Here is a 12,457-nt window from a genome sequence, read left to right on the forward strand (position 1 = left end):
ATAAGCGTCCCGACCGCGACACGCGCGCCGACGCGCGGCCGCTCGACGAACCTGTCGACGCGCTGCCGTACGGAAGCGGTGTCAGGTTTGCGGGCAGCCCGCGGGAGCCGCCCGGGAGGCGTCGGCGATCAGCGCCCGGTGCGCCGCCCTCAGCCGCCCCACGTCCGGCTTGACGATCGCGCGGTCGTACGTCAGGAGCCCGTTCAGTTCGCCCTCCACGTCCGAGATCTGGGTGTAGACGGCGCCGTTGCTCCCCCGGCACGCGAGCGCCCGGACCTCGGCGAGGCGGGCGAGGTAGTCGTCGGTGTAGGCCGCCGGGTCCACGTCCACGTACGACTGCTGGACCGACCAGGCGTGCCCGGGCACCGCGAGCCCCAGACCGCCGTACTCACCGCTGACCAGTGCTCGTTCGCCGTCGGGGACGGGTGGCAGCGCGGGGCTCGGATAGCCGTGCTCGTCCATGATGTCGCCGGTGCCGCCGTCGGCCCCGAGGTTCAGCCCCGACATGCCGTTGACCAGCCGGGTCGGATCCCACGCCTTGGCCTGGTCGGCGATGCGGCCCTCGTCGTACTGGCCCCAGCCCTCGTTGAAGGTCACCCACATCACGACCGCCGGGCTGCTGATGTGCTGGTCGATCATCTGTTTCATCTCGTGCTCGTACTCGGCGCGCGCGGCCGGGCTCGGGTTCACCCCGGCGGTCATGGCGGGCATGTCCTGCCAGACCAGCAGCCCGAGCCGGTCCGCCCAGTAGAACCAGCGGTCGGGCTCCACCTTGATGTGCTTGCGCACCGCGTTGAAGCCCATCTCCTTGTGCATCCGCAGGTCGTACGCGAGCGCCTCGTCCGTGGGCGCGGTGTACAGGCCGTCGGGCCAGAACCCCTGGTCGAGTGTGGCCATCATGAAGACCGGCTTGCCGTTGAGGACCGTGCGCGGGGTGCCGTCGACCTTCTCCACGGCGATCGAGCGCATACCGAAGTAGCTGCCGACGCGGTCGCCGCCGACGCTCACCCTGAGGTCGTAGAGGAAGGGGTCGTCCGGGGACCAGAGGTGCGGACGGGCGATCTTCAGGGTCAGCGGCCGCCCGGTGCGGCCGGTGACGGTGGCGACCTTCCGCCGCCCGTCGTACGCCGTCGCCGTGACCGGCAGTCCGTCGCGCACGCCCTTCGGTTCGACGGTGAGCCGGCCACTGTCGACATCCGGTGTGAGCTTGAGGGAGTCGACGTGGTCCGCGGCGACCGGCTCCGTCCACACCGTCTGCCAGATGCCGGAGGTCGGGGTGTACCAGATGCCGCTGGGGTCGAGGCGCTGCTTGCCGACCGGCGGGTTCTCGCCGGATGCCGCGTCGGTCGGGTCGTACACGCCGACGATCAGTTCCTGGGTGCGGCCGGGCTTCAGCGCGTCGGTGATGTCGGCGCTGAACTTGTCGTAGCCGCCCCGGTGTTCGACGACCTTGGTCCCGTTGACGTACACCTCGGACTGCCAGTCGACGGCGCCGAAGTGCAGCAGCAGCCGTTTTCCGGAACCGATGTGCCAGCCGGCCGGGACGGTGAACGTCCGCCGGTACCACATGCGGTCCTCGTGCCGTTCGAGGCCGGAGAGCTGGGACTCCACGGGGTAGGGGACGAGGATGTGTTCACCGAGCGTCCTGCCGACCGGGGGCTGTTCGCCCGCCGTCGCCGCCGCGAACTGCCAGCGCCCGTTGAGGTTCTGCCAGGCGCCACGGGTGAGTTGGGGGCGGGGGTATTCGGGGAGGGCGTTGTCCGGCCCGACCTCGTCGGCCCATCGGGTGCTCAGTTCGTACGTGGAGCGGTTGGGGCCGCTGCTCACGAAGGCGCCGATCGCCCGGCCGCCGGCGACGGCGAGGCCGCCCGTGCCGTCGTAGCGGAGGTCGGCGGTGCCGCGTGCGGTGCCGGTCTTGTTGCCGACGACGGGTTCCTTGAGCCCGAGGAGGAGCGACTTCGGGTCGGCGGGGTCCGGCTCGGCGGTGGTCAGGGACCACTTGGCGCCGCCGATCACCGTCTCGAAGTGGCCGGCGAGGCCGTCCGGCACGGACCCGAGGTCGTGCGCGAAGTCCAGCTTGAGGGTGCGGCCGTCCGGTTGGACGGTGGTCGCGAGGGCGCCGTCGTAGTCGTAGCCGTCGGGCAGCCGGAACGCGGACTGCGGGACGGGCACCTTGCTGCCGCCGGGCTCGGTCCAGCGCAGATGGAGGTTGGAGCCGCCGTAGTGCTCGAAGTACTCCAGCTTGAAGTCGTAGGCACGGCCTGCCGTCAGATCGACGGGCTCGGCGGTCTGTTCGCGGTCCCAGTCGTCGACCCAGTGGTCGATGACGAGCCGGCCGTCGATCCAGAGGCGGAAGCCGTTGTCGCCGATGATCGAGAAGGTGGTGGGGCCGGTCTCCTCCGGCACGATCTGACCGGTCCAACGAGCGCTGACATCGTTGTCCTGACCCGTGGTGAAGCGCAGCCGGGGTTCGAGGTCGTCGAAGTCGAGCCGGGGGTCGAAGGCGGTGGCCTTGAGTTCGTGGAAGTCGAAGGCTCCGGGGGCGGACTGGGTGTAGTACTCGCCCTTCAGGCCATGGACCTCCACGGGATCGTCGGCCAGGGCGGGTGCCGCGCTCAGCCCCGCTGCGCCGAGAGCGGCGGCGAGCAGTAACGCGAGTCGGTCTCTGAGTCGTCTGATGCGCACGGATCCTCCCCTTCGAGGACGGGTGGCGGCTCGTAGCTCAGGAGGTACAACGTTGTCATGGACAGCAGTTGGCATGACAACACGGGTTCCCCTCCCTGTCTAGGGACATGACAAACGGCCCCGGTGACCGGGGCCGTTTGTCCGAGTTCCAAAAATCCGAAGAACAGGTCCTAGGAGACGAGCCGGCCCTTCCCCAGCGCGATCACCCCGCCCTTGGAGACCGTGTAGAGCTCCGCGTCCCGGTCGGGGTTGACGCCGATCGTCGCGCCCGGCGGCACCTCGACGTTCTTGTCGAGAACCGCGCCCCGCACGACCGCGCCCCGCCCTATGTGGACGTTGTCGTGCAGGACCGAGCCCTGGACGACGGCCCCCGGGTCGACGACGACGCCCGGGGAGAGCACGGACCTGGTGACCTGCCCCCGGATCAGACTGCCCGCGCTGATGATCGACTCGCTGGCGATGCCCCCGGCGTTGAACCGCGCCGGCGAGAGCTGTCCGGAGTGGGTGTAGATGGGCCAGCTGCGGTTGTAGAGGTTGAAGGCGGGGCGTTCGGCGATCAGGTCCATATGGGCGTCGTAGTACGCGTCGAGGGTGCCGACGTCACGCCAGTAGCCCTGGTCACGGCTGGTCTCGCCGGGCACGTGGTTGTCGCTGAAGTCGTAGAGCTGTGCCTCGCCGCGCTCGGTGAGCATGGGCAGGATCGAGCCGCCCATGTCGTGCAGCGAGTGCTCGTCCTCGGCGTCCCGCTGGAGCGCCTCCACCAGCGCCTTGGTCGTGAAGATGTAGTTGCCCATCGAGGCGAAGACACACTCGGGGGCGTCGGGCAGGCCCGGCGGATCGGCGGGCTTCTCCAGGAAGCCCTGGACGCTCTGGCCGTCGGAGCCGGGGCTGATGACCCCGAACGACGAGGACTCGGCGCGCGGCACCCGTATCCCGGCGACGGTCACCCCGGCGCCGCCCTCGATGTGCTGGGCGAGCATCTGCCGCGGGTCCATGCGGTAGACGTGGTCGGCGCCGAACCCCGCGATGTAGTCCGGCCGTTCGTCGTGCACGAGGTTGAGGGACTGCAGGATCGCGTCCGCGCTGCCCAGGTACCAGCGCGGGCCGAGCCGCTGCTGGGCCGGGACCGGTGTCACGTAGTTGCCGAGCAGGCTCGACATCCGCCAGGTCGTGGTCACATGGCGGTCCAGGGAGTGCGACTTGTACTGCGTCAGCACGCAGATGCGCAGAATGTCGGCGTTGACGAGATTGGAGAGTACGAAATCCACCAGTCGGTACGTGCCGCCGAAGGTGACCGCGGGTTTCGCACGGTCCGCGGTGAGGGGCATGAGCCGTTTGCCCTCTCCTCCCGCGAGTACGATTCCCAGCACCGAAGGTCCACCGCGCCGCATGCCGCCGCCCCTCTAAACCCGGTCGAGCCGCACCCGATGTGCCGGGCCGGCCCCGTTGCTGAACTACACCTGTCCGATGCTTACCCCGGTTTGAGGACTTCCTCGTAAAGCTGAACGGTCCGGCGGGCCACCGCGTCCCAGCCGAACTCCCGCACCGCGCGTTCCCGTCCGGCCTCGCCCATCCGCCGGGCCAGCTCCGGGTCGGCGAGCACCGAGTCGAGGGCGAGCGCCAGATTGGCCTCGAAGTTCTCCTCGACCCGCACGAGGAGGCCCGTCACGCCGTGCTCGACCACCTCGGGAATCCCGCCGACCCGGGACGCCACCACGGCCGTTCCGCAGGCCATGGCCTCCAGATTGACGATGCCGAGCGGCTCGTACACCGAGGGACAGACGAACACGGACGCGTGCGTGAGGAGTTGGATGACGTCCGGACGCGGCAGCATCTGCGGGATCCAGTGCACTCCCTGCCGTACGCCGCTCAGTTCCTGGAAGAGGTCGCGGAACTCCCGGTCGATCTCCGGGGTGTCGGGGGCGCCCGCACACAGCACCACCTGCACCGCCGGGTCGATGTCCCGTACCGCGCGCAGGAGGTGGGGCACGCCCTTCTGGCGGGTGATGCGGCCGACGAACAGGATGTACGGGCGGCCGGTGTCGAGGCCGATGCGGTCCAGGACGTCCGTGCCGTGGTCCGGCTGGTAGAGGGTGGTGTCGATGCCGTTGTGCACGACGCGCACCTTGGCCGGGTCCAGGGCGGGATAGCAGGTCAGGATGTCCTCGCGCATGGCGCCGGAGACGGCGATGACGGCGTCGGCGGCCTCGATGGCGGTGCGTTCCGCCCAGCTGGAGAGGGCGTAGCCGCCGCCGAGCTGCTCGGCCTTCCAGGGGCGCAGCGGCTCCAGGGAGTGGGCGGTCATGACGTGCGGGATGCCGTGCAGGAGCTTGCCGAAGTGGCCGGCCAGGTTGGCGTACCAGGTGTGCGAGTGGACGAGTTCGCGGCCGTCGAGGGCGGCGGCCATGGCGAGGTCCACCGAGAAGGTGCGCAGCGCGTCGTTGGCGCCGTCGAGCGAGGACCAGGGCCGGTGGCGTACGACGCCGCCCGCGGCGCCCTCGCCCCAGCAGTGCACGTCCAGGTCCGTGAGGGTCCGCAACTCCCGGGCGAGGAACTCGACATGAACACCCGCGCCGCCGTACACGTCCGGCGGGTACTCCCGGGTCAGCAGTCCCACTCGCACGCAGAGCCCCCCGTCGTACCGGATACCGGCTGGTGCCTTTCATGGTCACCCAGATGGGGCGCTTGGGGAAGACCACGGTTCTCAGCGGCCTCCCGGAGTCCGGTCCGGCGGGTGGCCCGGAGGGCGGGTGAAGCAGCAGTCGCCGCAGAGGCCACCGCCGGGGAGCCGGTAGTAGAGGCAGCAGCTGCGGCGGCGGAGCGTGCCGGGCTCGACGGTCGGGGACAGGTCCGGATGCGCGAACAGGTCGCCGGCGAGCGCGCGGGCCCGGTCGGCCACGTCCGTACGGCCGTTGACCGTGGCCCAGCGGTCCAGCTGACGCCAGGCACCCGCCAGCGCGGAGCCGGCGTTGCCCCACAACAGTCCCTCCGAGATGCGGTGTTCGGCTCGCAGGGCCGCCGCCAGCGGGACGAGATGGCCGTCCCGTACGACCTCCCCGATCGCCGCCGCGGGCAGGGCGCGCACCTCGGACAGCCACAGGTCGTCCGGAGCGCTGCCGTCCGGATCCCATCGCAGCAGCCCGGGATCGAGATCGGGCAGTTGCCCGTACAGCGCGGCGGCACCGAGCGCGATCGACCACAGGCGGGCCACGAGTCCCTGGTGGGCGATCGAGACGGCGATCCGCGCCTCGGGCGCCCGGAGAGTCCTCGTGACCTTGTCGACGCGGAAAATTAAAGGATTCGCATAAACATCTCTGGGATCATCATTTCGGGGTGCCGCGTAGGCCCGCGCGAGCGTCGGCAGTGGGGCGCGCGGCGATACGCCGGTGCGTAGTACGAAGAAGCCGCCGAGCGAACCGAGCGCCGCGAGTTCGGGGTCGAGATCCACGAAGAGCAGTAGTACCAAGCCCCCTAGGGGGTCCCACCGGAGGGTCTCCTCCTCGTGTCGCCCACCCAGGGGAGGACATGGGGCATCTCGTACTCCATCGGCAGTACTACTCATTGCCTGCTCAGGTACGACGACGTGAACGGATGAGCGAGGCATCGTAGTGACTATGAAGGCCGATCGTTCGCCGCGCGGGGCTCACCGCCCCCGCCGCACGCAGAGGAGGGACTCATGAGCGCACTCGCGCTGTCCGTCCTGCTCTCGTTCGTCTCCGCCGTCGCGTACGCGGGCGGCGCGATCGTCCAGGAGCAGGTCGCGCTGACCTCTCCCGGCCAGACGTACGCCCCGCTGCGCCGACCCGGCTGGTGGGCGGCCGTCGCCCTGAGCGGCCTCGGCGGGGTGCTGCACGTGGTGGCGCTCGCCTACGGCCCGCTCAGCCTCGTGCAGCCGCTGGGCGCGCTGACCATCGTGTTCGCCCTCCCCATGGCGGCCGTCTTCGTCGGCCGCAGGGCCGGGGCGACCGCCTGGCGCGGCGCGATCATGGCCACGGTGGGCCTCGCGGTCCTGCTCGCCCTGGTCGGCTCGGCCGATTCGCAGTCCCTGAGCGACACCCAGGTGACGGTGCTGGCCGTGGTCGCGGCCGGTGCGGTGGTGGCGTTCATGGTGGCCGGCCGCGCCGCGCACCGGCACCCGGCCGTGCGCAGCGTGATGCTCGCGGTGGGGTCCGGCATAGCCTTCAGCATGTCCTCGGTGTTCACCAAGACCGTCGCGGTGGACTGGTCGCACAAGGTCTCGCTCTCGGACTTCCCGAGCCTCGCCCTGATCGGTGTCTTCGCGACGGCCGGAATGCTGCTGTCGCAGGCCTCCTACCGGGGCGGCGGCCTCGCGGCGCCGCTGGCCACGCTGACGGTCGTGAACCCCGTCGTGGCGGCCGCCGTCGGCATCACGATGTTCGACGAGACCTTCCGGTACGGCGAGACGGGCATCCTGCTGGCGCTCGCCTGCGGTGTCGTCGCCACGGGGGGTCTGATCCTCCTCACGACGGAGCAGATCGGCGGCACCCGGCCTCCCACCGAGGACGCCGTACCCGCCACCGCCGTACCCGCCACCGCGGAGGCCGGGACCGGGTCGACCGCTGCCACGTCGGATTCCGCCATGGAGGCGCTGCTGCTCTCGGCCCTTCCCGAGCAGCCCGTCACACCGGCTCATGAGGACGTTTTCGCCACGGCCCGTGAGGACGTCTTCGTACCGGCTCCGGCGGCGGTATCGGTGGCGGCCGTGGAGGGCGCGTCCGAGTCCGAGGAGGACGCGCCGTCCGCCGCACTGGCCTATTTCGGTCCCCTGTGCGGGCCCTACGTCGTACCGACGCCCCTCCTCGACCAGCACCGCACGCGCGTCAGATCCTGACGCCGCCGGCCCTCAAGTAGGCGACCGGGTCGATGTCCGTGCCGAAGCCGGGCCCCGTCCGCACCTCGAAGTGCAGATGCGGGCCCGTGCTGTTGCCCGTGGAGCCGGAGCGGCCGATGCGCTGTCCGCCCACCACGCTCTGCCCGTCCTTCACCGAGATCGCCGACAGATGGGCGTACTGCGTGTAGCGGCCGTCGGCGTGCCGGATCACCACCTGGTAGCCGAACGAACCACCCCATCCCGCGCTGACGACATGGCCCGCGGCGACCGCCTTCACGGAGGTGCCGGTGGCGACGGGGAAGTCGACGCCGGTGTGGTAGCCCTTCGACCAGGACGCACCGGCGGCGCGGTACGGCGTACCGGTCGCGGCGTGCACGGGGGCGACGAGGGTGTGGGTCTTCTTGGCGGTGCCCGAGGACTTCTTCTCCGAGGACGTCTTGGAGGACGTCTTGTCAGAGGCCTTGTCGGCGGTCTTGTCGGACGTCTTCTCCGTCGATGTGGACGAGGGCGCGCTCTCGGTGCGTACCGGGGTCTGGCCCTTGCCGCGCAGGTTCAGCCGCTGGCCCGGAAGGATGAGGTCCGGATCGGAGCCGACCGTCTGGCGGTTCGCGCTGTACAGCCGCTGCCAGCCGCCCTTGACGTTCCGGGAGCCGGCGATGCCGGAGAGCGTGTCGCCGTGGACGACGGTGTACATCTCGGCGGTGCCCGCCCGGGACTGGGGCGTGGTCTGCGGCTGGACGTCGCGGACCGAGCGCTTGGTGGTCTGCGCGGCGCTGTCGGACGTGCTCGTCCGCGCCGAGGTGCCGGACGGGTTGATGTCGGGGGTGTCACTGCCGCGGGTGAGGCCCGCGCGGACCGAGCAGACCGGCCAGGCGCCGGGCCCCTGGCCCTTGAGCACCTTTTCGGCGATGGCGATCTGCTGGTCCTTGGTGGCCTGATCCGCGCGCTGGGCGTAGATCTGGCCGCCGTACGCCTCCCAGGTGGACTGGGTGAACTGCAGTCCGCCGTAGTAGCCGTTGCCGGTGTTGATGCTCCAGTTGTCGGTGGACTCGCAGGCGGCGACCTTGTTCCAGGTGTCCACGTCGGCCGCGTGCGCCACGCCGGTGCCGATGAGCGGCAGTGCCATCCCGGCGCCGCCCGCCGTGACAGTGAGTGAGGCGCGGTTGATCCTGTTCGGCTGATACCGGCGGTGCCGGCCGCGTACGGCCATGTGGGAGCCCCCATCGACATGCGTCAGGAGCGGCAAAAGTAAGCGCTGCGAACAGGCCATGACAAGACAGCAATCGGTCGTGTACGCCGCCATATCCCGCCATCGGGCGACGGGCGAAAAGCACCCCTTCCGGCACCGGCCGGACAGGACGGAGGTTCACGGCCGTACGGTCGCGCCGGTCGATGCCGGTCGATGCCCATCCATGCCGATGGCTGCCGACCGATGCCGACCGATGAGGTACGGAGTGGTTCTTCTGCGTACACACCCGCGACGCGTCAGGATGGGCCGGAGACAGTACTGACGAGCAGGACCGGCAGTGCTGACGAGCACGACTGGCATCACCGATACCAGGACCCCTTACAGGACCTCTTAGGAGCCAACCGCATGAGCACTTCAGCCCAGATCGGCGTCACGGGTCTCGCGGTCATGGGGCGCAATCTCGCCCGTAACTTCGCGCGCAACGGCTACACGGTCGCCGTGCACAACCGCACCGTGGCCCGGACGAACGCGCTGGTGGAGGAATTCGGCCACGAGGGCTCTTTCGTCGCGGCCGAGACCGCGAAGGAGTTCGTCGAGGCGCTGGAGCGGCCGCGGCGCCTGATGATCATGGTGAAGGCCGGCGAGCCGACCGACGCGGTGATCCAGGAGTTCGCCCCGCTGCTGGAGCCCGGCGACATGATCATCGACGGTGGCAACGCGCACTTCGCGGACACTCGGCGCCGGGAGCGCGACCTGCGCGGGCAGGGCATCCACTTCGTCGGCACGGGCGTCTCCGGCGGTGAGGAGGGCGCGCTGAACGGGCCGAGCATCATGCCGGGCGGCTCACGGGAGTCGTACGCCTCGCTCGGTCCGATGCTGGAGAAGATCTCCGCGAAGGCGCCGGACGGCGCTCCCTGCGTGACCCACTGCGGTCCCGACGGCGCCGGCCACTTCGTGAAGATGGTGCACAACGGCATCGAGTACGCCGACATGCAGCTGATCGGCGAGGCCTACCAGTTGCTGCGCGATGTCGCCGGATACTCCCCCGCGCAGATCGCCGACATCTTCCGCACCTGGAACACCGGCCGGCTCGACTCCTACCTCATCGAGATCACGGCGGAGGTCCTGTCGCACGTGGACACGGCGACGGGCAAGCCGTTCGTGGACGTGGTGCAGGACCGGGCCGAGCAGAAGGGCACCGGCCGCTGGACCGTGCAGATCGCGCTCGACCTGGGCGTCCCGGTGTCCGGTATCGCGGAGGCGGTCTTCGCCCGCTCGCTGTCCGGACACGCCGGCCTGCGCGCCGCCTCGCGCGATCTCGCGGGTCCCCAGGCGAAGCCGCTCGCGGAGTCCGAGGCGGGGGCCTTCGCGGACCGGGTGGAGCAGGCGCTGTACGCCTCGAAGATCGTGTCGTACACGCAGGGCTTCCACGAGATCAGCGCGGGCAGCGACGAGTACGACTGGAACATCGACCTCGGCGCCGTCGCCGCGATCTGGCGCGGCGGCTGCATCATCCGGGCGGCCTTCCTGGACCGTATCCGCGCCGCGTACGACGCCCGGCCCGAGCTGCCCAGCCTGCTGTCCGACGAGACGTTCGCGCAGGAGATCGCGGCGGCCCAGGACGACTGGCGCGAGGTTCTGGTGGCCGCGACCCGCCAGGGCGTACCGACGCCCGGTTTCTCCGCGGCCCTCGCCTACTACGACGCGCTGCGCGCCGAGCGGCTGCCGGCCGCCCTGACCCAGGGGCAGCGCGACTTCTTCGGGGCGCACACCTATCGGCGTACGGACCGGGAGGGGTCGTTCCACACGCTGTGGGGCGGGGACCGGTCCGAGGTCGAGGCGTAGTCCGTTCAGGAGAGCGGGGGTCCCGGTTCCGGGGCCGGCATCGGCTCGGGGCCCGGCGGCGTCGGAATCGGGGACGGCGGCGGGGCGGGCTCCGGTGCGGGATGGGGGCCGGGGTCCGGCGTCGGGTCGGGGAAGGGGTGCGGGTCCGGGAAGGGCTGTGGGCGGTCGGGGCCCGGCCCTGGTGTGGGACCCGGACCCGGTATGGGACCCGGTTTCGCCGGATCGGGGTTCGGGTGCGTCATGGTGTCCTCCAGCCAGTCGCTGCGTCGGCTCTGGCCCTGTCCCACGCGTACCCGGCCCCCGCGCTCCCACTCGCCCCGTCGTGCACCCCGTCGCGCGAGGGATGCGGACCGGGTGGATCTACCGCCGACGCACCGCGTCCGCCCCCGCCGCGAGCCCCGGGCGGGGGCTCGACAGCACCGGGACCGCGGTCGTGGTCAGCCGCTGGGCCGGGGCCATGGACGCCTGGGCGAGGACGATCGCGTCGGCGTCGGTGACCGCGTCGGCGGCCGCCGCCACCGCGTAGGCGCAGCCGTCGGTGTCGCCCGCCTCGAAGCGGGCCCACGCCTCGTCGACCAGCAGCGTACGGATGTGTACGGGGCGCCCGGCGCCGCGCGCCTCGTCCTCGACGAGGGCGACCGTCGGCTCCAATGTGCTCCCCACCGTCGCCAGGACCACGACGCGTGGGCCCAGGGCGACCGCGGCGGCGGCCATCGGGCGGTCCACCCGGAGCACCGGCACCGCGGCGCCCGCCCGCTCTGCGACGGCGCCGATGGTCGAGCAGGTGCACAACACGGCACGCGCCCCGTCCGCGACGGCCCGGTCGAGCGCCGCCCGCACCTCGCAGGCCACCGCCGCCGGGCCCTCGCTCCGGGCCCGTGCCAACAGCTCCTCGTCCACCAAGTGCCGCAGCTGCAGCCCCTGGTGGTCCTCGTCGCGCAGCGCGTCGAAGACGGGGATGTGCAGCGGCGAGGTGTGCAGCAGGGCGAGCGGACCCTGCTGGTCCATCAGAAGCGTCCGGGGTGCGCCTCAAGCCACTCCACAGCCGCCCGCAGCAGCTCGGGGTCGGCCTCCGGGGCCTCCTCGGGGTGGCGTGCCGCCCACTTCACGACGTACGGGCACAGCGGCGCGACCACGATGCCCTCGCGCGCGGCGATGCCGTACAGCTCACGGGCGAGGGAGCCCGCGATGCCCTTCCCCTCGTGCTCGGGTTCCACGATGGTGTGCACGGGGACGAGGGCGCGCGCGGGGGCTTCGAGGACGAAGTACTCGATGTGGCCGACGACTTCGTCCCCGGCCCGTGCGTCCAGTCGGCCGGCCGCCCGGTCGTCGCGGATCTCGATATCGCTCATGGGCACTCCTCGCGTCCTCTGGTCCACTGCTTGCTCAGCCGATACCCCGGGCGTGGGGTTCAGACGGTGACCGCCTGCGGGCTGCGCTCCTGGTCCGAACCCGGCACCGGGTCGGAGGGATCGGTGCCGAGGGCCACGATCCGGTTGGCGTGATCCACGTGCACGACCCGCGGCCGCAGTGCCCGCGCCTCGGCGTCGGACACCTGAGCGTAACTGATGATGATCACCAGATCTCCGGGATGGACGAGATGGGCCGCCGCCCCGTTGATCCCGACGACTCCGGAGCCGCGCTTCCCCTCGATGACATACGTCTCCAGGCGGGCACCGTTCGTGATGTCGACGATGTGGACGAGCTCGCCCGGCAGCAGATCGGCGGCGTCAAGCAGGTCGGCGTCGATGGTGACGGACCCGACGTAGTGCAGATCGGCCTGGGTGACCGTGGCACGGTGGATCTTGGACTTGAACATGGTGCGCAGCATGGAGACACTCCCGGAACCTAGGCTCCCTGCCTGCGTTTTTGCAGGTCAAGGGCTG

The 12,457-nt window shown here is 70.9% G+C and carries 10 protein-coding genes; 2 read left to right on the top strand and 8 right to left on the bottom strand.

What is annotated here, in order from left to right:
* Positions 1–81: 81 nt before the first annotated feature.
* The 4 genes from RV986_RS06965 to RV986_RS06980 all read right to left on the bottom strand — a co-directional run bounded on the left by RV986_RS06965 (position 82) and on the right by RV986_RS06980 (position 6,151).
* The gene (locus RV986_RS06965) at positions 82–2,685 is read right to left on the bottom strand and encodes a PA14 domain-containing protein (protein ID WP_475916550.1); all 2,604 of its coding nucleotides are present in this window, start codon (positions 2,683–2,685) and stop codon (positions 82–84) included.
* A 170-nt stretch (positions 2,686–2,855) separates the two neighbouring features.
* Positions 2,856–4,076 (bottom strand): glucose-1-phosphate adenylyltransferase, encoded by a 1,221-nt coding sequence (gene glgC, locus RV986_RS06970; protein WP_475916551.1) that lies wholly within the window; start codon positions 4,074–4,076, stop codon positions 2,856–2,858.
* 80 nt (positions 4,077–4,156) lie between these two features.
* Positions 4,157–5,308, bottom strand: coding sequence for a glycogen synthase (gene glgA, locus RV986_RS06975; RefSeq protein WP_475916552.1), 1,152 nt, complete (start codon positions 5,306–5,308; stop codon positions 4,157–4,159).
* Between the two features lie 81 nt (positions 5,309–5,389).
* Positions 5,390–6,151 carry a (2Fe-2S)-binding protein gene (locus tag RV986_RS06980; RefSeq protein WP_475916553.1) on the bottom strand — a complete coding sequence of 254 codons (762 nt, stop codon included), beginning with the start codon at positions 6,149–6,151 and terminating at the stop codon, positions 5,390–5,392.
* 210 nt (positions 6,152–6,361) lie between these two features.
* Here RV986_RS06980 and RV986_RS06985 point away from each other — a divergent pair, with 210 nt between their 5' ends.
* Positions 6,362–7,537, top strand: a complete 1,176-nt coding sequence (locus RV986_RS06985) for a DMT family transporter (RefSeq protein ID WP_475916554.1) — start codon at positions 6,362–6,364, stop codon at positions 7,535–7,537.
* Here RV986_RS06985 and RV986_RS06990 read toward each other — a convergent pair.
* Positions 7,527–8,747, bottom strand: coding sequence for a transglycosylase family protein (locus RV986_RS06990; RefSeq protein ID WP_475916555.1), 1,221 nt, complete (start codon positions 8,745–8,747; stop codon positions 7,527–7,529). The genes RV986_RS06985 and RV986_RS06990 overlap by 11 nt on opposite strands.
* 384 nt (positions 8,748–9,131) lie before the next feature.
* On the opposite strand from RV986_RS06990, the gene gndA reads away from it, so the two are divergent.
* Positions 9,132–10,571, top strand: a complete 1,440-nt coding sequence (gndA, locus tag RV986_RS06995) for an NADP-dependent phosphogluconate dehydrogenase (RefSeq protein WP_475916556.1) — start codon at positions 9,132–9,134, stop codon at positions 10,569–10,571.
* A gap of 360 nt (positions 10,572–10,931) precedes the next feature.
* Here the strand turns inward: gndA and RV986_RS07000 are convergent, their stop codons facing one another.
* The 3 genes from RV986_RS07000 to panD are packed head-to-tail and all read right to left on the bottom strand — an operon-like array spanning position 10,932 to position 12,402.
* Positions 10,932–11,579 (bottom strand): aspartate/glutamate racemase family protein, encoded by a 648-nt coding sequence (locus RV986_RS07000; protein ID WP_475916557.1) that lies wholly within the window; start codon positions 11,577–11,579, stop codon positions 10,932–10,934.
* Positions 11,579–11,923 carry a GNAT family N-acetyltransferase gene (locus RV986_RS07005; RefSeq protein WP_475916558.1) on the bottom strand — a complete coding sequence of 115 codons (345 nt, stop codon included), beginning with the start codon at positions 11,921–11,923 and terminating at the stop codon, positions 11,579–11,581. The genes RV986_RS07000 and RV986_RS07005 overlap by 1 nt, the downstream gene beginning before the upstream one ends.
* Positions 11,924–11,982: 59 nt before the next feature.
* Positions 11,983–12,402 carry an aspartate 1-decarboxylase gene (panD, locus tag RV986_RS07010; RefSeq protein ID WP_475916559.1) on the bottom strand — a complete coding sequence of 140 codons (420 nt, stop codon included), beginning with the start codon at positions 12,400–12,402 and terminating at the stop codon, positions 11,983–11,985.
* Between the last annotated feature and the right edge of the window lie 55 nt (positions 12,403–12,457).

The sequence above is a fragment of the Streptomyces sp. RLA012 genome (assembly GCF_056270325.1).

Bases quoted from the DNA above. Each gene is read 5' to 3' on its own strand.
- glgC (WP_475916551.1), bottom strand. From the start codon at position 4,076: ATGCGGCGCGGTGGACCTTCGGTGCTGGGAATCGTACTCGCGGGAGGA.
- gndA (WP_475916556.1), top strand. From the start codon at position 9,132: ATGAGCACTTCAGCCCAGATCGGCGTCACGGGTCTCGCGGTCATGGGG.
- RV986_RS06985 (WP_475916554.1), top strand. From the start codon at position 6,362: ATGAGCGCACTCGCGCTGTCCGTCCTGCTCTCGTTCGTCTCCGCCGTC.
- panD (WP_475916559.1), bottom strand. From the start codon at position 12,402: ATGCTGCGCACCATGTTCAAGTCCAAGATCCACCGTGCCACGGTCACC.
- RV986_RS07005 (WP_475916558.1), bottom strand. From the start codon at position 11,923: ATGAGCGATATCGAGATCCGCGACGACCGGGCGGCCGGCCGACTGGAC.
- RV986_RS06990 (WP_475916555.1), bottom strand. From the start codon at position 8,747: ATGGCCGTACGCGGCCGGCACCGCCGGTATCAGCCGAACAGGATCAAC.
- RV986_RS07000 (WP_475916557.1), bottom strand. From the start codon at position 11,579: ATGGACCAGCAGGGTCCGCTCGCCCTGCTGCACACCTCGCCGCTGCAC.